Raw genomic sequence first — 22,823 nt, 5'->3', positions numbered from 1 at the left:
AAGGGGGACCTTGTGGGAGAGTAGGACGCCGCCGGACTCAACTTCAGCAACACCAGGAAACCCCTGACCGTGATCGGTCAGGGGTTTCCTGCGTTAACGGGCCGACCCGCATCCAGGCTGATGCTGTCGTGTGTTTGCCGGCTCTTCGAGTCGTCGGACAGGATGATCGTGTGGGGGACTGGTGATCACGATGATCTGCGGGGAGCCGACACTGCCGTGGCCGGACGTGCGGTGGGACCGTCTGGCGATCGTCGGCAACCTCGTGCTCGAGGTTCCGGACGACTGGTCGGCGATCGCAGGGCCGGGTGTGGTCGAGCTCGCACGTGCCGGGTCGACCATCACCCTGCGCCACGTTCATGCGCGTGGTGCCGACCCTGCTGTGGGGTTCGCAGCCGTGACAGCGGATGACCACGAGGCGCTGCTCATCGAAGGCGCTCCGGAGCGGTTGACCGTCCTGCGGAGCACGGGAACGATCCTCGACGTCCGGTACGGCAGTGTCGGGTCGACAGCAGTACGCATCGCGTCCCGCGGGCCGATCGACGAGTGGCCGCTGGCGGTGCAGGTCGTCGACGACGTGCTGCGGTCGCGATGGTCGACCGCCTCGGTGGAGCGATCAGCGACGATCCCGCCGGCAGACCGCGTCGTCCGCGCGGGCTCCAGGAGCGGCAGCGCTGCGTCGGAGGGGCGTGATCGTGCGGCGGCGCTGCTCACGGTCCGTGGGCCGGACGGATTGTTCGAGCACCTCGTGCAGGTGGAGGACCGCGGGGTCATCCCCGGACGGGTCCGACGGTCGGAGGTGGGCACGGCTGCTCGCGCTGCCGGTCTCACAGGACGCTTCGGTGCGCTGACGTCCGCCGGTGCCGCGTTGCTGCGTCCGGCGCACGGCCCGGAGGACCTGCTCGTCGTCGAGTCCCGGACGCGCGACGTCGTGACGAGGTGATGGCGCGCGTGGCTCGAGAAGGGTTCGGCACTCGTCGTCGAGGACGGCGACGGGCACAGCGCGATGGACGTGATCCCGCACGGGCAGCTCAGCCGGGAGCTCCTCGCGTGGTCCGGCGTCGATCCGAGCTGGGTGATCGAGGACCAGGAGCCGGCGACGGTCCCGCTCGCCGCCCTGGACGATCGTGACGGTCCGTGCCCGAGCGAGGTCAGGTGGATGCAGGCCGCCTGGCCCGTCCGCGACTGGCACACCGTGCGCGGGTGGGGCGAGCGCCGGCAGTTCGCAGTGGTGTCGATCGTAGTGCCGGGCATCGGTGTCTTCGACCGGGAGATCGACGGCGACACGGTCACCATGCGGCCGTCCTCGCCGGCGTCGTTCGCGCGGGACGTCGTCCGATTCCTGACGGTCGAGCGGCGGGACCCGGCCTGAGCGCAGGCGTCTGCCGCGCCTCAGGGCAGCAGTCCGAGCTCCATCGCGCGGGTGACCGCTCGGGTGCGGTCGTTCACGCCGAGCTTCTCGAACACGTGCCCGAGGTGCGTCTTCACCGTGGTCTCGCTGACGAAGAGCGTGCGACCGATGGCGGGGTTCGAGTTCCCCTGCGCCACGAGCTGGAGCACCTCGAGCTCGCGTGGGCTCAGCGCCGGCCCGACCGGGGCCCTCGCGGTGGTCCGGCGCACGAGCGCTGCAGCTGCGGAGGGCGCGAGTGCGGTCTCGCCCCGGGCGGTTGCGCGGAGGCCCGCGAGGATCTCGGACTCGGGCGCCGCCTTGAGCAGGTAGCCCGCGGCGCCGGCCTCGATCGCCGCCAGGATCTGGTCGTCGGACTCGTACGTGGTCAGGATGAGCACACGGATGCCCGGCTCACGCGCGAGGATGCGCGCCGTTGCCGCGTCCCCGGTGCATCCGGGCATCCGGAGGTCCATCAGCACGACGTCGGGACGCTCCGCCAGGACGGTCGCGACGGCTCCGTCACCATCGCTGGCCTGCCCGACGACCTCGACGTCGTCGGCGTCCTGCAGCAGGGCGACGATGCCCGCGCGGACGATCGGGTGGTCGTCCGCCACCACGACCCGGATCACCGCGTCGCTCCGGAGACGGAGGACTGCTCCGGTGCGGCGGGGAGGCTCGGTTCGGCTCCGGCCGGGACCGACGCTTCGATCGCGGTGCCGGTCCCCGGTGTCGACGTCACGACGCAGGTCCCGCCCGCCAGGGCGAGTCGGTCGCGCAGCCCGCGCAGGCCGTGCCCGACGGTCGGTGCAGCGGCGTCGAAGCCGATGCCGTCGTCCTCGACACGCAGGACGACGCACCGGCCGTCCACGTGCAGTGCGACGCGCGCCGAGGTGGCCCGAGCGTGTGCGCGGACGTTCGCCAGTGCCTCCTGACCGACGCGGAGCAGGACCACCTGCGCGTCGCGGTCGAGTGGGCAGTCCGGGGCGTCGACCATGACGGGGATCCCCGTCTCGCGGGTGAAGCGTTCGCCGAGCCGGTGCAGCGCAGCACCCAGGCCGTCGCTGGCGACCCCCGCGGCGCCGGCCGCGACCAGGGTCCGCGACTCCTCGAGCGCGGTCCGGGCGGACTCCTCGAGCACGGCGAGGCGTTCGTCGAGCCGGTCGGACCGGTCGGCGGCGAGGTCGGCGCGTGCCCGTTCGGTGAGCATGACGATGCCGGCGAGGTCCTGCGCCACGGTGTCGTGGAGCTCGCGGGCCAGGCGTTCCCGTTCGCTCGTGACCCCGGCAGCGCGGTTCGCCTCGGCGAGGGACTGCTGCGTCGCCTCGAGCTGCTCGATGAGCCTGCGGCGCTCGTCGGACAGCCTGGCGATCCGGGAGATCCAGAGCCCGAGCGCGCAAGCGCCGAGGACGCTGATCGCTTCGATGATGATCGTGCCGGCGAGGGCGTCCATGCCGGATGCGATCTGCAGGCCGACGCCCGACGCGATGCCGATGGCGACCGAGACCCAGACGGCGGTGCGGATGCGCTCGACCTGGCACCATGCCACGGGGAACAGGACGGACTGGATGAACGCGGTGCTCGGTACGACCGCGGGCAGCGCGAGGGCGACGACCACGAGCAACGGCACGAAGGCTGCTGCGGCGCGGGGCTCGTCGTACCCACGCCAGCCGTACGTCACGTACGCCAGGGTGAGCAACCCGAGGGCGACGAAGGCCGGCCAGCGTGACGGCCAGGGCGACCAGTCGGTGGCTGCGATCACCGACACGAGCGCGACGGCGACTGCTACCGCGACGTGCAGTCCCCAGTTGCGGTGCCTGGTGAGCCGGTCCATGCCGACAGCATCCCATCGAGTGCGGCCGGTGCGGGCGTTCTCCGCAGGCACGATCAGGAGTCCCGCCGGTTCCACCGGAACGTCAGGAGGCAGGCGACGGTACCGACGACCAGCCATGCTGCCAGGACGAGGGCTCCGAGTCCGAGGTGCCACGCGCCTCCCGGCTCGCCGGACGCGAACGCCTCCGGCAGGAAGACCGAGCGCATGCCCGATGCCATCCAGCGCAGCGGGAACACGCTCGCGACGGTCTGCAGCCAGTCGGGCAGCTGGGTGAAGGGGAGGTACACGCCGGAGATGAACTGCAGGACCAGGACGATCGGGACGACCGTGGCGGTGGCGCGGCGGCCCTCGCGGGGGAGCGCCGAGATCGCGATGCCGAGGACGCTCGCCGTCGCGACACCGAGGAGCATGATGCCGGCGAACCGGGCCCACGCTCCGCCGTCGGTCGGCAGGTCGACGCCGAAGACGACGCCCGCGACGACGAGGAGCAGTGCGGTCTGCACGATCGAGGTCACGAGGACCATGCCGATCTTGCCGACGAAGTAGCTCACGACCGGCAGCGGGGTACCGCCCAGGCGCTTGAGCGTGCCGTCGCTGCGCTCGCCGGCGATGTCCACGCCGAGTGCCTGCGTGCCGGAGAGCAGGAAGCCGGTGGCGACGAGTCCGGGCAGGTAGTACGTGGCGTAGTCGACGCTGACGCCCGGGCCCGCCTGGATGTCGGAGGCGCTGCTGAACGCCACCGAGAACAGCGCGAGCATGACGATCGGGAACAGGAAGGTGAAGAAGACCGAGTCCGGTGCGCGGAAGTACGACCGGAGCTCGTACGCGACGCGGTGGGCGCCGAGGCGGATGCTGACTGCGGGGTTCATGCTGCGTGCTCCGAGATCATGGTGAGGTAGACGTCCTCGAGCGAGGGGCGGACGACCTCGAGCGCGTGCATCGGGGTCGTGGTGCTCCGGACCAGTGCGGTCGGGTCGGTCGTCCGGCGCTCGTGCGGCGCACCGGTGTCGTCCTGCCACCGGACGATCGGGGTGCGTGCGTCCTGTCCACCGATCGCGTCGATGGGTGCGACGTCGAGCAGTCGGCCGCCGGCGAGCACGGCGGCCCGGTCCGCGAGGTGCGCCGCTTCGTCGAGGTAGTGCGTGGTGAGCAGGACGGTGGTGCCCTCGGCGCTGACGCTCCGGATCAGCTGCCAGAACTGCCGGCGGGCCTCGGGGTCGAAGCCGGTGGTCGGCTCGTCGAGGAACAGGACCTCGGGTCGGCCGATGATCCCGAGGGCGACGTCGACGCGGCGGCGCTGCCCTCCGGAGAGGCGGCTGATGCGGGTGTTGCGCTGGGCCTCGAGTCCGGTGGCGGCGAGGAGTTCGTCCACAGGGCGGCTGCGCGGGTACATGTGACGGAAGTGCTGCAGCTCCTCGGCGACGGTGACGTTCGGGGACTCGCCGCTGGTCTGCAGGACGATGCCGACGCGGGCGTTGTGGCTGCGACTGGCGTGCGCGGGGTCGTGCCCGAGGACCCGGACCTCGCCGCCGGTGCGGGATCGGAAGCCTTCGAGGATCTCGACCGTGGTGGACTTGCCGGCACCGTTCGGGCCGAGCAGGGCGAAGGTCTCGCCGGCGTCGATCGTGAAGGAGACGTCGTCGACGGCGGTCTTGCCGCCGGGGTACTGCTTCGTGAGGTGCTCGACCGTGACTGCCGGTGTGGTGGACATGCGTCCAGCCTGGCGGGCGGCTGGCTCCGGCGGATCGGAGGGGCGGGCGGAGGTGCATCCTCCGATCGGAGGATGCCGCGCGGCGGCGGGTGGCGGACGGGAGGCGCGGGGCGGGCTGGTGACGCGCCTCCCGTCCGTCAGCTCCCCAATGCGGCCCGCAGGTACGGAGCGGTACGGCTCGCGGCGCTCGCCGCGACCTCGTGCGGGGTCCCAGCGGCGACCACCTGGCCGCCCTCGTCACCACCGGCCGGACCCATGTCGACGACGTGGTCCGCCTGCGCGACGACCGTCATCACGTGCTCGACCACGACGACGGTGTTGCCCGCGTCGGTGAGCCGCTGGAGCTGCGCGGTGAGGAGCTCGACGTCCGCCGGGTGGAGGCCCGTGGTCGGCTCGTCGAGCAGGTAGAGCGTGTGACCGGTCCGTGCGCGTTGGAGTTCGGTGGCGAGCTTGATGCGCTGGGCCTCGCCGCCGGACAGTTCCGGCGCGGGCTGCCCGAGTCGGAGGTAGCCGAGGCCGACGCTCCGCAGGGCATCCAGCGCGCGGGCGGCAGCGGGCAGGTCGGCGAGGGCGTCCGATGCCTCGTCGACGGTCATGCCGAGGACGTCCGCGACGGTCGAACCGGCCCGGTGGACCTCGAGCGTCTCGGCGTTGTACCGGGCACCGTGGCACTCCGGGCACGGCGCCCAGCTGCCCGGCAGGAACAGGAGCTCGACGGAGACCGAGCCCTCGCCCTGGCAGACCTCGCAGCGGCCGCCCTCGACGTTGAACGAGAACCTCCCGGCGGTCCAGCCACGTTCCCGGGCGTCCTCGGTCGCGGCGAAGGCCTGGCGGACGGCGTCGAACATGCCCGTGTAGGTCGCGAGGTTCGAGCGGGGCGTCCGGCCGATCGGCTTCTGGTCGACCTCGACCACGCGGGACACGAGCGGGTGCTGCGTGGCGACCGTCGGCAGGACGCCGCCGACGAGCGATGACTTGCCGGAGCCCGAGACGCCCGTGACGGCGGTCATCACCCCGAGGGGCAGATCGACGTCGAGCCCGTTCCCGCCCTGGCCACGCAGGTTGTGCAGGGTGAGGTCACGGAGTTCGAGCGTGCCCACGGGTTCGCGCTGCTCGTGCTCGACGGGCGAGGTCCGGGGCCGCAGGTAGCGCCGAGTGACGCTCTCGGGGACGTCGGCCAGGCCCTCCGGCGGCCCGCTGTACAGCACCCGTCCGCCGCCCGGACCGGCACCGGGTCCGACGTCCACGATCCAGTCCGCACGCCGGACGATGTCCATGTCGTGCTCGACCACGAAGACGCTGTTGCCGCTGGCGCGGAGGTCGTCGAGGACCTGCACGAGGGACTCCGCGTCGGCCGGGTGCAGCCCCGCGCTCGGTTCGTCGAGCACGTAGACCACACCGAACAGCCCCGACCGGAGCTGCGTCGCGATCCGCAGGCGCTGCGTCTCGCCGGGGGAGAGCGTCGGCGTCGCCCGGTCGAGCCCGAGGTACCCCAGGCCGAGTCCGACGAGCACCTCGACCCGACCGAGCAGGTCCGTGGCGATCGACTTGGCGACCTCGGACCGCTCCCCGGACGTCACACGGCTCTGCGCGGGCGACGGGTCGGTCAGCTCGGCTGCGGGACGCAGGACCTCGGCCACCTGTGCGAGCGGCAGTGCGTTGAACGCGGCGATCGACAGGCCGCCGAACGTCACCGCGAGGGCTGCCCGGGTCAGCCCGGAGCCGTGGCAGAGCTGGCACGGGCCGGACTCGACGAAGCGCAGGGCCTTGTTCCGCTGGGTCTCGCTCTGCGAGTCGGCGAGGGTGTGCAGCGTGTACTGCCGGGCGCTCCAGAACCGGCCCTTGTACGGCTTCGCCACCCGGTCGCGCTTCGGGTGGACCTCGACGACGGGCTGCTCCTCGGTGAAGAGCAGCCAGTCGCGGTCCTCCTGCGGGAGCTCCCGCCACGGACGCTCGATGTCGTAGCCGAGCACCGCCGTCACGTCGCGGAGGTTCTTGCCCTGCCACGCACCGGGCCAGGCGGTGATCGCGCCCTCGCGGATGGACAGCGACGGGTTGTGCACCGCCGAGGCCTCCGTCACCTCGTGCGCGGTACCGAGGCCGTGGCAGCGCGGGCACGCCCCGGCGACGGTGTTCGGCGAGAACGAGTCGGAGTACAGCTGCTCGGCGCCCTCGGGGTAGGTGCCGGCGCGCGAGTAGAGCATGCGGACCGAGTTGCTCAGCGTCGTCAGGGTGCCGACGGTCGAGCGGGTGCTCGGGGCGCCGCGGCGCTGCTGCAGGGCGACCGCCGGGGGCAGACCCGTGATCTCGTCGACGTGCGGTGTCGAGCCCTGCGCGATGAGCCGTCGGGCGTACGGCGCGACGGACTCGAGGAAGCGACGCTGTGCCTCGGCGAAGACCGTGCCGAACGCCAGGCTCGACTTGCCCGAGCCGGAGACACCGGTGAAGGCGACGATCCGGTCGCGGGGGATGTCGACGTCGACGTCCTGCAGGTTGTGTTCACGGGCGCCACGGACGCGGATGAACCCGTCGGACGACGACGGCTGGTCGGCAGGGTGGTGCGGGGCGGGCATTCGTTCGAGCGTAGGCGGATCGGCCGAGCGCCGTTCCGGACCGCTCGTCCGCACCCCGGCGGGTGCTGCTCCGGACGCGACCGGGAGACGGACGGGAGGCACGGGGCGGGCTGGCAGCGGGCCTCCCGGCCGGTGCGTGCGGACGGGAGGCGCGGGGCGGGCTGGTCACGTGCCTCCCGGCCGGTCGGTACGGTGGTCGTGGGGAACGGGGGATCGATGGTCGACGACGTCGCATGGTCGCCGCCGAGGCGGCGGAACGGCACCTGGTGGATCGTGGCGAGCGGGCTGCTGCTGCCCGCGGGGTGGATCGCGTGGCTGCTCGTCGCGCTCGCCGGTTACAACGGCGCGGGGAACTCCACCCACACGCTCTCGGGGCAGACCGGGGGGAGCATCGTGGTCACGGTCGTGTGCGCCGGCGTGCCGCTGACCGGACTGGTCCTGCTGCTGGTGCAGCGTCAGCGCGACCGGTCGGTGACGCTGGTCGGGCCGATCGGGTGCGCGGTGTTCGTGGTCCTCGCGGCCGTGACGCTCGGGTACCCGACGACGCGGGTCGCGCAGAGCTGGGCGGCGGAGGAGGAGCAGCGGGCGCAGCCGCCGACCGCGACCGAGACGAGTCGGACGCCGGCGCAGGCCGAGCGGGACCTCGCGGCCGTGGGGGAGCGCGCGGTGCGGGCGATGGGCGGTGACCCGGAGACCGGCGATGTCGTGCAGTTCCCACGCGGCTGCTCGCTGTCGAACCTCGAGCAGGGCACGGAGTACACGTGGCGGTGGTCCTTCCCCGCCGATGCGGACGCGGACGACGAGCCGCAGACCGAGGCGGAGCGCAAGGCCGACCTCCTGCCGCAGGACCAGGCCGAAGGGCGTCTGGCTCCGGTCCGCGAGGTCTTCCTCGACGCCGGGCTCCGTGACGCCGATCCGCTCGGGTGGGACATCAGGGTGGTCGGTGACGACTGGCTCGCGGAGGGGAACGCGGGCGTGACCCGGACCTCGGGTGACGTGATGATCGAGACGACCTGCCTGGCCGGAGGGCCCGGCGACGGGTACGACGAGGATGAGTGAGCGCGTGACGGCCGCTGCGCCGGGACGTCGGGCACCCGTCAGCGTGTGGGTCGCACTCGTGGTGGCCGCCGGGTGCACCGTGTACGAGCTGCTCGCGGGCGCCCTCGTCGAGTGGACCGGGCTCGGCTTCGTGCCGCTGCTGTTCGTGCCGCCGCTCTACCTGGCGGCGATCCTGCTGCTGATCTGGGTGGGGCAGCAGGGCGTCCGGGTGGCGCGGGCACTGGCGATCGTCGTGGGGATCGTGCTCGCGGTGTCGTTGCCGGTCGCGGTGGTCGTGGCGATGCGGACGTGGAACTGAGCGGTGGCGATCGGACGAGTGAGGCGGGACGGATGACCGACGCGGGACAGACGGCCGGCACGGAAGAGCCAGCCGGGGCCGGGCGCTCGGACCACCCGTCGCGACGGGCGCCGAGCGGTGCGTGGATCGCGGGGAGCATCCTGGCGTTCGTGGTCGGGAGCCTCGTCATCGTGTACGCGATCGCGACGACGGCGGCGCCGACGGTCGAGCAGCGGGCCACCGTGCAGGGGCTCGCCGCGGCGTTCGTCACCGGTGGACTCATCGCGGTGCTCGTCCCGGCGACCGCGATCGTCTCCCTGGTGATCGCCGCGAAGCGAGGACGGACCGGGGCCGCTGCCGGCATCGCCGTCTGCGGGGCGCTCGGCGCGATCGCGATGCTGACGATGGCACCCTTCGCGCTGCTGTCCGTGGGCGAGGCGCAGGCTGACGCAGCACGACGGGCAGCACCGCCGACCGCACTCGAGACCAGCCAGACGCCCGAGCAGGCGGGGGCCGGACTCGTCGAGCTGGGAGGACGGGTCGTCGGCGCGCTCGGACAGGAAGCACCGACCGACGACCAGGTCAGCGTCGACGTCCGACCGTGTCGGCTCGACAACTCCGACGACGGCGTCCTGGTCCACTACTCCTGGCGTGGTCCCGGCGCCGACGACCCGGATGGGACGCCCGAGCAGACGAAGGCATCCGTCGCACCGGCGGTCCGGTTCCTGCAGGCCGAGGGCTTCGCGGTCGGCACCCGGTTCGTGGGCGGGGGCGTCGTGATGCTCGACCGTGACCAGGGGATCTCCGTCGACCTGTACAGCGCTGACCGCGTCGAACTCGGATCGCCCTGCCTGGTCGACACGGGCGGCTGACCGTACCCACGGGGTTGTTCGCTCCTGCAACGTCCGCTGAGTCCACGGACCCGGGGGCGGGTAGACCGGAGGACATGAAGGTCGTCGGAGTCGAAACGTTCGGAGGGCCCGGAGCCCTCGCCGTCCACGAGGTCCCGGAGCCCCACGCCGGCTCCGGCACCGTCCGCATCAGGGTGCAGGCGTTCGCCGTGAACCCCACGGACACCGGCGTGCGCGCAGGGCAGCGTGACTCGTCCGAGTCCTCGCCGCCGTACGTGCCGGGGATGGACGCCGCCGGGGTCATCGACGAGGTCGGCGACGACGTCGAGGGCTGGCAGGTCGGTGACCAGGTGATGGCGATGGCGCTCCCGCTGTCCGAGCACGGCGGCGCCTACGTCGAGTACCTCGTCGCTCCGGTCGGGTCCTTCACGCGGACCCCGGCGGGGCTGTCGATCGAGGAAGCCGCGACCGTCCCGATGAACGGCCTGACCGCGCTGCAGATCCTCGCGCGCGCGGATCTCTCGCAGGGCGACACGCTCGCCGTGACCGGATCCGCGGGGCTGCTCGGGAACTACGTCGTGCAGCTCGCGGAGCAGCGGGGCATCACGGTCATCGCCGACGCAGCGCCGAAGGACGAGGACCTCGTGCGGTCCCTCGGGCCGGACCACATGGTGCGACGCGGGGACGGGTTCGCCGCAGCCGTGCGCGGCATCGTGCCGGACGGGGTCGACGCGCTCGCCGATGCCGCGGTGCAGCGGGACGAGGTCGTCGACGCGGTACGCGACGGCGGGTTCTTCGCGGACGTGCGGGGCTGGGAGGGCAACGGTGCTCGCGGGATCCGGTTCGAGCGGATCATGGTCTTCTCGGAGTACACGTCGTTCGACCTGCTCGAGGAGCTGCGGCAGGCGGTGGAGGACGGGGTCCTCGTGCCGCGGGTCGCCGAGGTGCTGCCCGCGTCGCGCGCTGCGGAGGCGCACGAGCGGCTCGAGGCCGGCGGGACGCGGGGGCGGTTCGTGCTCACCTGGTGAGTGCGGGTCGCGGTCGCGGCCAGATGACGGACGGGAGGCGCGGTGCCAGCTGGCACCGCGCCTCCCGTCCGTCGATTCGTCCTTCGCTCACGGTCGTCTCCGCTCTGCGGGGCGGCCGACGATGGCGGCCCAGCGGTCGAGCTCGTCCTCGACGCGATCTGCGACCGCTGGGGGATCGTCGTGCTCCCACGAGCGGAGGACCCGCCAGCCCTCGGCCGTCAGGATCGCCTGGTTCCGGGCGTCGCGTTGCCGGTTCGCCAGCAGCTTCCGTCGCCACAGCTCGGCGTTGGCCTTCGGTAGGTGCGTGTGCTCCTCGCAGAGGTGCCAGAAGCAGCCGTCGACGAAGACCGCGATCCGGGCGCGTGGGAAGACGAGGTCGGGGCGGACGCGGCACCGGCGGCTGACCTGACGATCGACGAAGAACCGATGGCCGCGGCGGTGCAGCTCCCGGCGCAGTGCGAGCTCGGGTGCCGTGTCACGCCTGCCGAAGCGGGCCATGTGGCGACGGCGTGCGTCGTCGGCTTCCCACTGCTCCATGCGTCGAGCGTCGCAGACGGGTCATGTCCCGTCGCACTGACCGACTGTTCGGCGGACGGCCTGTGGCTGCGCTAGCCCTGTGCAGGGGGAGTGGACGTGGTCTCCGCTGGGACGTCCTCGTGCGCTGCGAGGAAGCGTCGGACGCGGGCGAGGCTGCGCCGCAGCTCCACGACCGTGACCGCGCCAGCGGCGACCAGTACCCCGATGAGGACGATCCGGACCCACGACGTTTCGCTCGATGCGAGGCCGCTGACCTGCGACCCCGCGATGCCGCAGAAGAGGAAGAGCTGCTGCGCCGTGACGAGCGGAAGGGTCACCTCGAGCACGCCGGCGTGGGCGACGGCCTGTGGTTCGAGAGCAGGGGGCACCGGCGCCCCCGACAGGACCGCTCGCTGCACGTCGCGCTGCTCGGCGGCGTCGAGACCGCCGGCCGCGGCACTCACCACGCGCTTCACCCGGAACTGCGACACCATCGTCGACAGTGCGGCACCGAGGCCTCCGACGGCCATCGCGCAGCCGAGGCCGGTGAGGAACACCTCGAGCGGACCCCCGCCGTGGCTCAGCCACACCCCGATCGCCATCCCCGCGACGGCACCGGCGAGCGCGAACCAGACCGCCCGGCGTGCGGCTCGGCGGACGGCACCGTGCAACTGCGTCTCCACAGAGCCAACAGTAGGGCCCGGTCCGTGACCACGTCCGGCTACCATCGGCCGCGTGAGCAGCGACGTGACGCCTGGGCGGTACCGGCACTTCAAGGGTGGGGAGTACGAGGTGGTCCTCGTGGCGAAGGACGTCGAGACCGAGGAGCCGGTCGTCGTGTACCAGGCGCTGTACGGGGAGCGCGGGCACTGGGTACGGTCGCTCGCCGACTTCATCTCGACGGTGTCGCGAGACGGGCACGAGGGGCCGCGCTTCACTCGTTTTGATTGACCATTCGGGTCGTTGAGTCGCGGCATCTGTGCCGAACAACGCGCCGAGGTTGTCATGGACTGCGATGCGGCAACGATCAGGTTGTATGCGGCGCACCTGTCATGAACTGTTCGTAACGAGATCGTCACTCTTGCGTGATACTTCAGTTGACCAGCTGGACAAGATCGATGCATGAAGTCGATCAAGCATCCGAGCTCCCGTTCGTTCCAGATCCTCGCAGCCGCTGCCCTGATCATCGGCGTTGCGATCACTGGGGTCGTGGTCAGTCCTGCACCTTCAGCTCAGGCAGCGGTGTCGAGTTCCCCAGCGGCGCAGAACCGCTCGACGGGCGACGCTGCTTCCGGCGTCGTTCCGCGACGATGGTCGTACGTTTGGCAGCGGTGGGACGGAACGAACTACTCCTCGCTCGCGACCTGTCGGCTCGGGGGCGAGCCGTCCTGCAGCACTACAGGGACGTGAAGAAGTTCTCCTGCCGTAAGCCGTGCGGCCGTTGGTGGCTGTACACCTACCGGCAACAATGGGTGTGATGATCCGGTACGTGGGAGAGGTATTCGTCGTCCGCCGTGATGGCGTTCTCGTCGCTGAGCCGACCGGTGGCCTTGCGCGACGGGATGCGGATGCCCCTCCGCAGTCGTGGTTCGCGACCATCGACGACGAGACGGCGGGCCTTCCCCGGATCGGCAGCGGCAGGGTCTCCGCCGAGATCGAACTCCTGAGCCCGATTCCCGACAGCGGGTTGATCGGACGGGTCGTGCGGCTCTCGCCAGCAGCTGCGGCCGCCCAGACGTCGACGGGATTTCCGCCAGCTCGGGCTGACGACGCGATGGACCTGCTCGAGCTCGTGCCCGACAGATGGCAGCCCTACGAGGTGCGCTTCGGCGAGCTCGACGCGGAGCGGTGGGAAGCGTTCGTCGGCACGCTGTTCCCGGTGCCGGTCGAGGAGCTCGACGCAGTGCTCGGCGCAGGGTCGGAGCAACTCGTCCGGATCGAGCCGTGGCTCGCGCCCCACGGGCCCGACGGTGGCGATCGAGCGGCGACCTGAGCGGTGACGGACGGGAGGCGCGGTGCCAGCTGGCACCGCGCCTCCCGTCCGTCACGTGGTTCCGTCAACCACTCAGGCGAGTCGCGGTCAGCTCATTCGGGTGGACGCGATCCCGCCGTCGACGTCGATGGTGCCGCCGGTGACGAACGCGGCCTGGTCGGAGACCACCCAGCGGACGGCGCGGGCGATGTCGACCGGCTGCACCGGGACGCCTGCCGGGGTGCCCTGCGTCATCGCGGCGAGGACGTCGGCCGAGTCGGCGTTGCCCGGGGTCGCCGTCGCTCCCGGGGCGACGGTGACGACCCGGATGCCACGGTGGCCGTACTCGGCGGCCCAGGCGCGGGTGAGCTGTTCGACGGCGGCCTTCGTGGCGGGGTAGAGGGCCATGAAGGGGACGCCGACGCGGGCCATCCACGAGCCGATGTTGACGATGTGGCCGCTGCCGCGCTCCGCCATGCCGGGGGCGAGGGCCGCGACGAGGACGTGGGGTGCGCGGATGTTCGTGGCGAGCAGGTCGTCGACGGTGGCGTCGTCGAGGGACTCGGTGGGGCCTCCCGGGTAGACGCCGGCGTTGTTGACGAGGACGTCGACGTGACCGCCGAGCTGGTCCCGGGCCTCCGCGGCGAGAGCGCGCACGACGTCGGGGCCCTGCGACAGGTCGGCGGTGAGGGCGACGGCGCGGCCGCCCTGGCGCTCGATGTCCTCGGCGACGGCGCGGGTGCGCTGCTCGTTCCGGCCGTGGACGGCGACGGTGAGCCCGGCGGCGGCGAGTTCGCGAGCGATGGCCTCGCCGATGCCGCTCGATGCGCCGGTGACGAGGGCGGTGCGGGGTGTGGTCTGGTCGTTCGGTGCGGTGGTCATGGGTCGATGCTCCGGCCCGATCGGTCGCCACGGCTTGCCCGGATCCGCGAGGACCTTGCCGGATCCTGCAGCGGCAGCTCGGCGCGCTGTCGCGGTGCTCGACGCGTGGGTAGCGTGGCGATGTGGACGAGCGGATCGCGCAGCACCTCGACCGTGCGGCGGCGACGGCATCGGCGCACGCAGCAGTGCCGGGGCGGGACCGGCAGGACGCGGTTGCTCGGGTGGGGTCGGCGCACCACGCGGAGTCGCTCGGGCTGACGGTGTCGAAGGTGTACGAGCCGACCGGGCTGTTCGACCGGCGCTACGAGCCGTCGATGTCGGTCGTGCTGCGCGGGCGGAAACGCTCGATCGTGGGCGACGACGACCAGGTGTGGGGCCGGGAACGGTTCATCATCACGCCCGTGGACCTGCCGGTCGTCGCCGGAGTCGTGGACGCTGCGGGGGAGGACGGCTTCGTCGCCGTGGTGTTGCGGCTCGACCCGGCGGTGGTCGGCGAGGTCGTTGCCTCGATGACGGTGCCCGCTGGTGCTGCGGTCGCTTCGGGTTCGTCGCCGTCCGGTGCGGTGCCGTCGTTGCCTCGGCTGGGGAGTTGGACGGAGCCGCTCGCGGACGCGTTCGCCCGGCTGGTCGGGCTGCTCGACGCTCCGGAGGACATCGCCGTGCTCTTCCCGCTCGTGTCTCGGGAAGTCGTGCTGCGGTTGCTCCAGACGGAACAGGCGCCGCGGATCACGGCGGCTCTGGACGGGACCGGGCCCTCGGTGGTCGCCGGAGCCACGGCGCTGCTCACCGGGCGGATGGCGGAGGGGTGGTCGATGGAGCGGCTCGCGCGGGAGTTGCGGGTGAGCGAGTCGACGCTGTTCGCCCGGTTCAAGGAGGCGACGGGAATGACGCCGGCGCAGTACCTCAAGCGGACGCGGTTGGGGGAGGCGCGGCGACGGATGGTGGTGCACGGGGACACGGCGGCGCGCGCTGCTGCTGCGGTGGGGTTCCGGAGCGCGTCGCACTTCTCGCGGGACTACCGGGAGGCGTACGGGAGGCCGCCGGCGGCGGATGCGGTGGTGGTGCGGGGACAGTTGGCGGTGGCGACGGCGGTCTGATCCCGCTGCGTCCGGGTGGTGGCCCGCGGACGGACGGGAGGCGCGGTGCCAGCGGGTCCCGCGCCTCCCGTCCGACTGCGGTCTCTTCGTAGGCTCGGCGCATGTCCCCGCACCGACCACCGTTCGACCCGGCCGCTCTGACGGTCCGGCAGCTCCTCGCCTCCTCGGTGGCGGTCATCGACGAGCTGTTGCGGCGCGGGTTGATCCGAACACGGAACTCGCCGCTCGGTGACCTCGCGGAGAGCCTCGCGCTCCGCGCATACGGCGGGGAGCTCGCGCCGAACTCGGAGAAGAGTTTCGACCTGCGGACCGCCGACGGGCGGCGGCTGCAGGTGAAGGCGCGACTCGTGCGGCTGGACGACAAGCGATCGCAGACGTTCTCGGCGTTCCGGTCGTGGAACTTCGATGCGGCGCTGTTCCTGGTGTTCGACGCGTCGACCTACGATCTCGCGTCGGCGCGAGAGGTCGGCCGGGTGGAGACGGAAGCGCTCGGACGGCGTGTGGAGCACACGAACTCGTACGCGATCCTCGTGCGGCAGGTACAGGGGGCTGGGGTCGACGTGACCGCTCAGGTCGCGGCCGCCTACGAGCGCATCGACGGTCCCGCCGACGATCGACCATTGGGTTGAACGCGGCGATAGTCCGGATCGTTCGGTCCCGACCAGTCGCGGAGATCAGCCTCGACTGGCGCCGAACACCCCGACCGCCTTCAGGGGATCGTGTCGTGTGCTCTGGAGCGCAACGCCGCCCGCGCCGCACGCAGCGCCGTCCGAGAAGTCGGTGCGTGCACGATGTTGAGCGGAGGATCCCAGTGTCGGATGACCCGCGATTCGACGTCCCCGAGGCGTATGCCCAGCCCCACAGGGAGCGCCCAGGTCGTGAGTTCGAGCCGGTCCTGCATCCACGCGGACAGGCGTCCCTCGTCCTCCGGATGCAGCGAGAAGCCCTTCGACGCGTCACTCGCAGTCTTGCCCCTCGGGACGGGCCACAGCTCGAGTTCATCGACGAGGAGCGCCGACAACGAGCGGCGGAGCGTCGACGAGCCGGACCGCACCTTCGTGCCGTCGACGCCGAAGTGGGCGCGGAGGTCACGGTCGCGCAGGCTCCGTTCTGCCTTGCCGATGTAGATCGGCGCTGCGCGGCCTTGCGAGCCGATGCCGAGCTGCTCGGTCACGGCCCCGTCCGCCCAGATCGCGTAGAGCCCCGGCGCGTTCGGCACGTCCGTTGCGCCTGCCCGGCGAGGTTGCCCGCCCAGCGCCTGGACCGCATCTCCGACGGCTCGAGCGAGCACTTCCTCGGGCCGAGCGGCCGAGGGGAGCGCGCTCATTCTCCGTCGCTCTTCTTCTTGGACTTGAACAGCCCCGCGACTCGGCCTCCGACGGCGTCCGCCGCCCCCGCGACCTTGCCGCCGACGTTCTTCACCGCGGTGAGCGCCTGTGCTTCGTCCGGTTCGCCATCGCCGTCCAGGTCGACTCGGCGGAACACCCGCGTCGCACCACTCGCCGCGCTCGACACGCCGGAGCCGACGGCGCCCGCAGCACCGCTGACCCACGTGCCGGTCGATCGAGCGGCGTCCTCGAGAGCGGCGAGGGCGCGGTTGTCGGACTCCTCGTCGTCACCGTCGGTCTTCACGGTCAGGGCGAGGTGATCCGGGAACTCCGCCGGCGGCTCGGGGAACGCTGTCTTCGCGGACTTGACCACGTCGCGTCCGAAGACGAAGCGCGCGACCCTACCAGTGACTGCGCCGACGCCGTACTCGATCGAGGCACGCTGCTTGCCCGTGAGCCCCTCCCGGACCGGATCGAGTTCACCGGTCTGGATCGTGCGCATCAGGCTCTGCGCGGCGCCGCCCGGGAGCGCATCCGACAACGTGGTCGCCCAGTGCGACCAGTCGTCGCGACCAGCGGCGATCTTCCGGCCGGTCGAGACGGTGCCTTCGGAGGTCACTTCAGCGACGTCAGTCGCCATGGCTGCGATCTGCTGCTGGCTGACCCGCTCGTTGGTCAGGCCGAGGACGAGCGCCTGAGCCTGGTCCTTGTCGAGGTCCATGCCGTGCAGGTCAGCGACAGCGAGACCGAAGACGGCGGTGATCTCGAACTGCAGCTGCTGGTCACCGGCGGGGAGCAGTCGCGCCGCGGCGCCCTTGGCACCCGTGCGTGCCGCGTTCTTCGCGGCAGTTCTCAGGGCCACCTTCGTGCCCGTCTTCGCAGCCTGTGCGCCGGCGCTCTTCGCTCCGGCGACGGCAGGGCCGGCAATCGGGATCGACGCGATCGCGATGTCAGCGGCGATCGAGCCGACCGTGATCGCCGCACCAGCGGTGGTGATCGAGGTGACGTAGTGACGCTCGAGCATCTGCACGATCTCAGTCGGCGTCGCCGACGGGTTCCGTCGCCGGAGCCACTTCACGTACTGACGGGCGAGCGCGCGTCGGCCGGTGACGGCCTTGGCAATCTCCCGGGTCGCCTCCTCGGCTGGGACCTCTGCTTCGAGGGTCTCGTCAGGGGCGTCGATGTCGGTCATCGCGGGGTCCTTCGTCTTGAGCCGCGCTCGGGTACGCGGTGATGAAGCACATGGTTGCACGAACGAGAGACGTTACGGAGCCAGCCTTGAGTCATACGGCGCCGGCGCCGGCGCCCTCGTCAGCTCGCTCGGGAACCAGCTCCGAGACGTTGAGTCGCTCCCGCTCCTCTCGCAACACCTGCGCGATCAGCTTCGAGTCCGACACGTCCACCGCCTGCGCCGACGCCGAGGCCGTTTCGCTGACCGCCGCGAAGTCCTCGAACGTCTGCGCCTTCCGTGCAAGCATCCGCACCAGTGCGGCGTCGACGCCGTCCTCGGACAGCAACCGATGGACCTGCACCGACTGCAGCTGCCCCATCCGCCGCGACCGGGCGATTGCCTGCCATTCAGTGGTCGGCTTGAGCTGGGGCTCGCAGATCACGACGACCGATGCGGCCTGGATGTTGAGGCCGACGCCGCCTGCCTCGATCTGCGCGACGAGCACCGCTCCTGGTTCCGCGGCGGCGAACTCGTCGACGAGGTCCTGGCGCGCCGCGGCGGGCGTGCTCCCAGTGAGGGGACCGAACACCGCGCCACCGTCAGCAACGGCCTGGACAGCCGCGGCGAGGACGGATCGGTAGTACGAGAACACGAGCACCTTCCGGTCGTTGGCTCGGGCTTCGTCGACGATCTCCACGAGCGACTCGACCTTGCTCGACTGCGTGCCGCCGAGCATCGCGAGCTGACGCATTGCATGGAAGTCGTCTGCGGCAACTGCGTCTGCGTACTGCGCTGCCTCGACGTCGGTCAGGTCCGTCCACTCCTCGACCTCGACCAGCTCCGGGAGCTCGGTGAGCACGTCCTCCTGACGACGGCGCAGGTACACCGGCGCGATCTGCTTCCGGAACAGCATCGGGCTGTCGTCGGACTGGTCCACCACGAGGTCCGGTCGGATGTGGTCGATGAGCACCCGGAACTCGTCGACGCGGTTCTCGAGCGGCGTGCCCGACATCAGGATCGCTCGATCCGTTCGCCGGAGCAGCGCACGCGTGTTCATCGTGCGCTTCGCCTCGGGGTTCTTGACGTAGTGCGCCTCATCGACGATGACGGAGGCGAACCGCAGCTCCTCAGGCACACGGGTGCGGAACCACTCGAGCGTCTCGTACGTCGTGACGCCGATGCCGCCCTCGTCCGTCCAGAGCCGCAGACCGAGCAGTCGAGCCGGACCATGCAGCCGGAAGGCGCGGACGTCAGTGTGCCGCTCGGCCTCACGGACCCAGTTCGCGACGACGGCCGCCGGGCAGACCACGAGGAAGTGCGGAGTCCGACCGGGTGTCGTGCCGGCGACATGTGCGATGGTCGCAAGTGCCTCAATGGTCTTGCCGAGGCCCATCTCGTCGCCGATGACGACCCGCTGCTGCACGAGCGCGAAGGCCGCCGCGAATCGCTGGTACCCGCGGAGCGACGCGGACAGCCGCGAGGTGTCGAGCGAGAAGCCCTCCACCTGTGCGATCAACTCGTCGCCCAGGTCGCCGCGGGCAGCAGCGCCCGCTGGCTTCGTCAGTCCGGCCTCGTCGAGCAGGGCGAAGAACGCGGCGGGCCGCTGCAGGAAGTCCTGCCACGGGTCGCCCGGTGTCGCCCGAATATGCTCATCCACCCGCTGCGTACGGTGCCAGGCATCCTCGGCCGCCGCGAGGATCGTCTGACGGACGGCGGTCGGGTTCGCCGCGCGCTGGTCCGGGATGACGAGAGCGATCGATGCGCCGCGCTCGATCATCGTGGCCAGAGGTCGCAGTCCGTCGACGAGGTTCTGTTCGCGCGGGCCGACGACGGCCTTCGCGACCTCCCACTCGAGCAGGGCACGGACGAGCGCGAGCGACTGGTCGTCACGCCGTGCGGGGTCGATGCGGACGACCGCGTCCTCTCGCGCTGCCGCTTCCAGCGCGCGGGCGGCACCGTTGATGCGCGATGCCGTCGCCTCGCCGACCCCGGCGAACTGCCCGGGGAACACCGGGTTCCGCAGCACAGCACCGACGGTGGTCACGCCGGCGTCGCGCAGCGCTCCGAGGCGCAGACGGTCGCCGGTCGCGTCGCGCAGCCGGTCGATGTCCATGCGGTCGAGCTCGTACCGTGCTGCTGCTTCGCGGTCCGCTCGGCCGGCTTCGACGACGTCGGCGTGCGCGGTGCGTTCGCGCGTGATCGCACCAGCCAATCGGCTCACGATCGCCGGGAGGTCACCCATGCCCTCGAGTGCGAGTGGGGCGCCACCGCTCAGGTCGGGTGCGACCATCGCCAGCGGACCGCGTGGGTCGGTCAGCGCTTCCAGCGGCACGGCCGGCCTGGGGACGTGCCGGTCGTCGACGGACTGGAGGCGCTGCGCGGCTCCGGTACGCTCCAACCACTCGAGCGTCTGGTCGAGGAACGCATTGCCCCGAGCGGCCGCTTCGCGGCGCTCACGGCCCGAGAACAGGGCGGTGAAGCCGGTTCCGCGGCGCGCGTCTTCGAGAGCCTGCGGGACGTCATCAGACAGCACGCGCACGACCGAGCTCGCCTCGGCGTCGACCTGCGGCAACATCTGCCGGCGGACCAGGTCAGCTGCGAGGTCGGCATCCGACGGAACGAGCGGGACGAGATCGGCTCGAACGTCGTCGACGTGGACGGACGCTCGCCGTTGGCGGAGCGCGACGACGACGGCATCGGCGGCTGCCTGCACGGCGGTCCGGTGTTCCGTGACGCCGATGGCTGCCTGGCTCAGGGCGTCGATCCGGTTGCGTGCTGCCTTGTCGGCCATGGCGTGCTCCGAGGTGTCGTTGTTGGGACGAGGGGATGCGGCGTGCTCCGACGGTACCGGGAGCCTGGCCGTCGGTCAGCGGCTCGCGCGGGTCTTCCCGAGCGACCCGACCCACAGCCCGTCACGGGCCCGGGTCATCCCCACGTACAGCTCCCGCCGATCGAGCTCGCGCCGTTCGCGATCTGCGGCCGACTCGGTTTCCGGCGCGTCCGCGAGGAGCTTCGCCGGGACGTGGGGCAGCAGCACCTGCTTGAACTCGATGCCCTTCGCGCGCTTGATCGTGCCGACCCGGATCTGGTCCGAACTCTTGCCGGCGTAGTACTTGAGCGACACCGAAGGGACGCCAGCTGCGTCGAGCACCGCCCGGACCTTGTCGGCCTGCGGGTTCGTCGCCGTCAGGATCCCGACGTCACTGTGGCCCGTCCTGACGAGCCGGAGGACCTGCTCGACCCGCGCGAGCAACGCTGCGTCGTGCGCGTCACGATCGGCGAAGTGGTGCACGCCGGGCTGCTCGCCGGAGCGCGACACCGCAGACACCGCGTCTCCGGCCCCGTCGATGCCCTCGATGTCCATGAACTGATCGTCGGTCACCTTCTGCTTGGCGAAGTCGAGGATCTCGGCGGTGTTCCGGTGGTTGACGTCGAGGACGACCCCGCGGCCCGCGAGGCTGATGCCGACCTCGCCGAGGGTGTATCCGCCGGGGTAGATCGTCTGCTGGCCGTCGCCGATCAGGGTCAGGCCGTCGGGGCGGTCGCCGACGAGGGCGTGTAGGAGCGAGACCATCGCGCAGGAAAGATCTTGGGCCTCGTCGACGATGACCGCGTCGTACCGGTCGAGGGGGAGCTCGCGCAGCGCATCGCGTGCCAGGAGCACCGTGTCCTCGAAGTCACAGACGCCGCGACGGCGGAGGTTCGCCGAGTACGCCTCGTACAGGTCCCAGACCGCCTGGCGGATCTCGACGGGCAGCGCGTGCTTCCGTCCCACACGGGCGAGGTCGGCGTACTCGTCGAAGTGCGTCAGACCGCGACCCTTGATGACGTAGGCGATCTCGTCCTCCCAGTAGCGGCGCGTGAAGCGGGCCGCCTTCAACGGACTGGAGGCGCTGATCACGTTCCACGCGTCGGAGAACGCGCGCTGTGCCTCCAGAGTGTCGATCGTGAAGGTGACCCCGCGCTCCTTCAGGAGACGATTGGCGAAGGCGTGGACGTTGACGAAGTCGACGCGGCCGACCATGTCGGGCGCGAGCCGTTCGAGTAGCGACTCGAGGACCGCGGGGAGGGTGCGGATGTACGTGGTGAAGAGGACGCGACCACCGGTGGCGCGCGCAAGGTAGGCGGCGCGGTGCAGGCCGACCACCGTCTTTCCGGTGCCGGCGGCACCCCGGATGCGAGCGGGGCCGTTGAAGTTGCGGCGGACGAGCTTGGCCTGGGCTGGGTCGAGGAAGGCCATCCAGTCCTCGATGGGTGCTTCCAGGACGCCGTCGAGGAGGTGGTCAACCATTTCGTCGTCGAGCACCGGTGCCGGCTCACGGGGGAGTACCGGAGCGGGGACGACGAGCTGCTGCGGTGCCACCGGTGCCACCGGTGCCTTGCCGATGACGGGGAAGTGCTCGAGGAGCGCGGCGAGGACCTCGTCGACGCGCTTGGCGGAGGGCCGCGCGCCGCGCTTCGTGAGGTGTCCGATCAGGTCGTGTACGCCGACGACGTCGACGGAGGCGACCCTGGCATGCATCTTCTTCTGGCCGGCTAGTGCGGCGACAGCGTGGACCTCGCCGGGCGCGAGACCGATGTCTACGAGGGCGGCCTCGGTGCTGTAGGCGAGGTCGGCGAGGCGGGCGATGTCGTCGGTGACGTCCTCCTGGCCGCGGGTGATGCGGTCGTTGTGGACGGCGACGTCGCGCCACGCCTTCGTGTCGACGATGAAGACGCCGGAGCGTCCGACGACGACCATGTCGACCTGGGCGGTGCGGCTGCCGGGCCAGCGGCGGTCGGCGAGGAGGTTATAGCCGATGCCGGCCAGCGGGGCGAGGACGCGGGCGGTCTCGCTCTCGGTGCGTTCGGCGATCTCGTAGCGGGCGGCGCGTTGCTCGGCGTCGTCAGCCCGGCGGCGGTGCTCGGCTGCGAGGCTTCGCTGGCGGCGGGCTTCGGTGCCTGCCGATTCTCCGGCGAGCGTCTTGGTGGCTTCCACGGGGATCTTGCTCGTGGCACCGAGCGTCTTCCCCTGGGCGCGCGGTGCTAAATCATCCTCGTTGTTAGGGTGAGGTGGGCGCGAGCACCTGTTCTGGGGTGGCGTCTCCGTTCCCGCTTGCGGTCGGCGCGCCGTCAGATGTTGAAAGCGCGCGTGATGCGT

22 protein-coding genes are annotated in these 22,823 nt (G+C 71.4%); 10 read left to right on the top strand and 12 right to left on the bottom strand.

Annotated features, from left to right (window positions below; all coding sequences use genetic code 11):
• Positions 1-181: 181 nt before the first annotated feature.
• Both J2X59_RS07815 and J2X59_RS07810 read left to right on the top strand, forming a co-directional pair.
• Positions 182-940, top strand: coding sequence for a hypothetical protein (locus J2X59_RS07815; RefSeq protein ID WP_326496287.1), 759 nt, complete (start codon positions 182-184; stop codon positions 938-940).
• A 63-nt stretch (positions 941-1,003) separates the two neighbouring features.
• Positions 1,004-1,369: a hypothetical protein gene (locus J2X59_RS07810; RefSeq protein WP_326496286.1), complete on the top strand. Its 366-nt coding sequence runs from the start codon at positions 1,004-1,006 to the stop codon at positions 1,367-1,369.
• 20 nt (positions 1,370-1,389) lie between these two features.
• Here J2X59_RS07810 and J2X59_RS07805 read toward each other — a convergent pair whose 3' ends face one another.
• From J2X59_RS07805 to J2X59_RS07785, 5 genes are all read right to left on the bottom strand, one after another.
• Entirely contained in the window at positions 1,390-2,016 is a 627-nt protein-coding gene (locus J2X59_RS07805; protein WP_326496285.1) for a response regulator transcription factor, read from the bottom strand.
• Positions 2,013-3,218, bottom strand: a complete 1,206-nt coding sequence (locus tag J2X59_RS07800; protein ID WP_326496284.1) for a sensor histidine kinase — start codon at positions 3,216-3,218, stop codon at positions 2,013-2,015. The genes J2X59_RS07805 and J2X59_RS07800 overlap by 4 nt, the downstream gene beginning before the upstream one ends.
• Before the next feature lie 53 nt (positions 3,219-3,271).
• Positions 3,272-4,087 (bottom strand): ABC transporter permease, encoded by an 816-nt coding sequence (locus tag J2X59_RS07795; protein ID WP_326496283.1) that lies wholly within the window; start codon positions 4,085-4,087, stop codon positions 3,272-3,274.
• Positions 4,084-4,929, bottom strand: a complete 846-nt coding sequence (locus J2X59_RS07790) for an ABC transporter ATP-binding protein (RefSeq protein WP_326496282.1) — start codon at positions 4,927-4,929, stop codon at positions 4,084-4,086. The genes J2X59_RS07795 and J2X59_RS07790 overlap by 4 nt, the downstream gene beginning before the upstream one ends.
• A gap of 137 nt (positions 4,930-5,066) precedes the next feature.
• On the bottom strand, positions 5,067-7,502 hold the full coding sequence (locus tag J2X59_RS07785) for an excinuclease ABC subunit UvrA (RefSeq protein WP_326496281.1): 2,436 nt from the start codon (positions 7,500-7,502) through the stop codon (positions 5,067-5,069).
• 216 nt (positions 7,503-7,718) lie between these two features.
• Between J2X59_RS07785 and J2X59_RS07780 the strand changes: the two genes are divergently transcribed.
• The 4 genes from J2X59_RS07780 (at position 7,719) to J2X59_RS07765 (ending at position 10,717) form a co-directional block, all read left to right on the top strand.
• The gene (locus J2X59_RS07780; RefSeq protein ID WP_326496280.1) at positions 7,719-8,561 is read left to right on the top strand and encodes a hypothetical protein; all 843 of its coding nucleotides are present in this window, start codon (positions 7,719-7,721) and stop codon (positions 8,559-8,561) included.
• Positions 8,562-8,565: 4 nt separating this feature from the next.
• Positions 8,566-8,859, top strand: coding sequence for a hypothetical protein (locus J2X59_RS07775; RefSeq protein WP_326496279.1), 294 nt, complete (start codon positions 8,566-8,568; stop codon positions 8,857-8,859).
• 32 nt (positions 8,860-8,891) lie between these two features.
• On the top strand, positions 8,892-9,710 hold the full coding sequence (locus tag J2X59_RS07770) for a hypothetical protein (RefSeq protein ID WP_326496278.1): 819 nt from the start codon (positions 8,892-8,894) through the stop codon (positions 9,708-9,710).
• 74 nt (positions 9,711-9,784) lie between these two features.
• A complete protein-coding gene (locus J2X59_RS07765; protein WP_326496277.1) occupies positions 9,785-10,717 on the top strand; it encodes an NADP-dependent oxidoreductase in 933 nt (310 codons plus the stop codon).
• Positions 10,718-10,804: 87 nt separating this feature from the next.
• Here J2X59_RS07765 and J2X59_RS07760 read toward each other — a convergent pair whose 3' ends face one another.
• Both J2X59_RS07760 and J2X59_RS07755 read right to left on the bottom strand, forming a co-directional pair.
• A complete protein-coding gene (locus tag J2X59_RS07760) occupies positions 10,805-11,254 on the bottom strand; it encodes a very short patch repair endonuclease (protein WP_326496276.1) in 450 nt (149 codons plus the stop codon).
• A 71-nt stretch (positions 11,255-11,325) separates the two neighbouring features.
• Positions 11,326-11,916, bottom strand: a complete 591-nt coding sequence (locus J2X59_RS07755; RefSeq protein ID WP_326496275.1) for a hypothetical protein — start codon at positions 11,914-11,916, stop codon at positions 11,326-11,328.
• Between the two features lie 52 nt (positions 11,917-11,968).
• On the opposite strand from J2X59_RS07755, the gene J2X59_RS07750 reads away from it, so the two are divergent.
• Positions 11,969-12,184 (top strand): DUF1653 domain-containing protein, encoded by a 216-nt coding sequence (locus tag J2X59_RS07750; protein ID WP_326496274.1) that lies wholly within the window; start codon positions 11,969-11,971, stop codon positions 12,182-12,184.
• A gap of 526 nt (positions 12,185-12,710) precedes the next feature.
• On the top strand, positions 12,711-13,226 hold the full coding sequence (locus J2X59_RS07745; RefSeq protein WP_326496273.1) for a hypothetical protein: 516 nt from the start codon (positions 12,711-12,713) through the stop codon (positions 13,224-13,226).
• Positions 13,227-13,313: 87 nt separating this feature from the next.
• Here J2X59_RS07745 and J2X59_RS07740 read toward each other — a convergent pair whose 3' ends face one another.
• Entirely contained in the window at positions 13,314-14,087 is a 774-nt protein-coding gene (locus tag J2X59_RS07740) for an SDR family NAD(P)-dependent oxidoreductase (protein ID WP_326496272.1), read from the bottom strand.
• Between the two features lie 122 nt (positions 14,088-14,209).
• On the opposite strand from J2X59_RS07740, the gene J2X59_RS07735 reads away from it, so the two are divergent.
• Positions 14,210-15,184, top strand: coding sequence for an AraC family transcriptional regulator (locus J2X59_RS07735; protein WP_326496271.1), 975 nt, complete (start codon positions 14,210-14,212; stop codon positions 15,182-15,184).
• A gap of 167 nt (positions 15,185-15,351) precedes the next feature.
• Positions 15,352-15,813, top strand: coding sequence for a DUF6998 domain-containing protein (locus J2X59_RS07730; protein WP_326496270.1), 462 nt, complete (start codon positions 15,352-15,354; stop codon positions 15,811-15,813).
• An 80-nt stretch (positions 15,814-15,893) separates the two neighbouring features.
• On the opposite strand, the gene J2X59_RS07725 is transcribed toward J2X59_RS07730, so the two are convergent.
• The 4 genes from J2X59_RS07725 to J2X59_RS07710 form a co-directional block, all read right to left on the bottom strand.
• Positions 15,894-16,403, bottom strand: coding sequence for a GIY-YIG nuclease family protein (locus tag J2X59_RS07725; protein ID WP_326496269.1), 510 nt, complete (start codon positions 16,401-16,403; stop codon positions 15,894-15,896).
• Positions 16,404-16,507: 104 nt separating this feature from the next.
• Positions 16,508-17,704, bottom strand: coding sequence for a hypothetical protein (locus J2X59_RS07720; RefSeq protein ID WP_326496268.1), 1,197 nt, complete (start codon positions 17,702-17,704; stop codon positions 16,508-16,510).
• 91 nt (positions 17,705-17,795) lie between these two features.
• Positions 17,796-20,474: a DEAD/DEAH box helicase gene (locus J2X59_RS07715; RefSeq protein ID WP_326496267.1), complete on the bottom strand. Its 2,679-nt coding sequence runs from the start codon at positions 20,472-20,474 to the stop codon at positions 17,796-17,798.
• 75 nt (positions 20,475-20,549) lie between these two features.
• Positions 20,550-22,661: a nuclease-related domain-containing DEAD/DEAH box helicase gene (locus J2X59_RS07710; RefSeq protein ID WP_326496266.1), complete on the bottom strand. Its 2,112-nt coding sequence runs from the start codon at positions 22,659-22,661 to the stop codon at positions 20,550-20,552.
• Positions 22,662-22,823 lie beyond the last annotated feature (162 nt).

Source organism: Curtobacterium sp. 260 (assembly GCF_030803485.1).
Lineage (GTDB): Bacteria > Actinomycetota > Actinomycetes > Actinomycetales > Microbacteriaceae > Curtobacterium.
This window is presented reverse-complemented; position numbering and strand designations above follow the sequence as displayed.

Excerpts from the sequence above, each read along its gene's own strand:
- J2X59_RS07715 (WP_326496267.1), bottom strand. The coding sequence starts at position 20,474 with ATGGCCGACAAGGCAGCACGCAACCGGATCGACGCCCTGAGCCAGGCA.
- J2X59_RS07785 (WP_326496281.1), bottom strand. The coding sequence starts at position 7,502 with ATGCCCGCCCCGCACCACCCTGCCGACCAGCCGTCGTCGTCCGACGGG.
- J2X59_RS07780 (WP_326496280.1), top strand. The coding sequence starts at position 7,719 with ATGGTCGACGACGTCGCATGGTCGCCGCCGAGGCGGCGGAACGGCACC.
- J2X59_RS07790 (WP_326496282.1), bottom strand. The coding sequence starts at position 4,929 with ATGTCCACCACACCGGCAGTCACGGTCGAGCACCTCACGAAGCAGTAC.
- J2X59_RS07760 (WP_326496276.1), bottom strand. The coding sequence starts at position 11,254 with ATGGAGCAGTGGGAAGCCGACGACGCACGCCGTCGCCACATGGCCCGC.
- J2X59_RS07720 (WP_326496268.1), bottom strand. The coding sequence starts at position 17,704 with ATGACCGACATCGACGCCCCTGACGAGACCCTCGAAGCAGAGGTCCCA.
- J2X59_RS07795 (WP_326496283.1), bottom strand. The coding sequence starts at position 4,087 with ATGAACCCCGCAGTCAGCATCCGCCTCGGCGCCCACCGCGTCGCGTAC.
- J2X59_RS07800 (WP_326496284.1), bottom strand. The coding sequence starts at position 3,218 with ATGGACCGGCTCACCAGGCACCGCAACTGGGGACTGCACGTCGCGGTA.
- J2X59_RS07770 (WP_326496278.1), top strand. The coding sequence starts at position 8,892 with ATGACCGACGCGGGACAGACGGCCGGCACGGAAGAGCCAGCCGGGGCC.
- J2X59_RS07740 (WP_326496272.1), bottom strand. The coding sequence starts at position 14,087 with ATGACCACCGCACCGAACGACCAGACCACACCCCGCACCGCCCTCGTC.
- J2X59_RS07745 (WP_326496273.1), top strand. The coding sequence starts at position 12,711 with ATGATCCGGTACGTGGGAGAGGTATTCGTCGTCCGCCGTGATGGCGTT.
- J2X59_RS07765 (WP_326496277.1), top strand. The coding sequence starts at position 9,785 with ATGAAGGTCGTCGGAGTCGAAACGTTCGGAGGGCCCGGAGCCCTCGCC.
- J2X59_RS07810 (WP_326496286.1), top strand. The coding sequence starts at position 1,004 with ATGGACGTGATCCCGCACGGGCAGCTCAGCCGGGAGCTCCTCGCGTGG.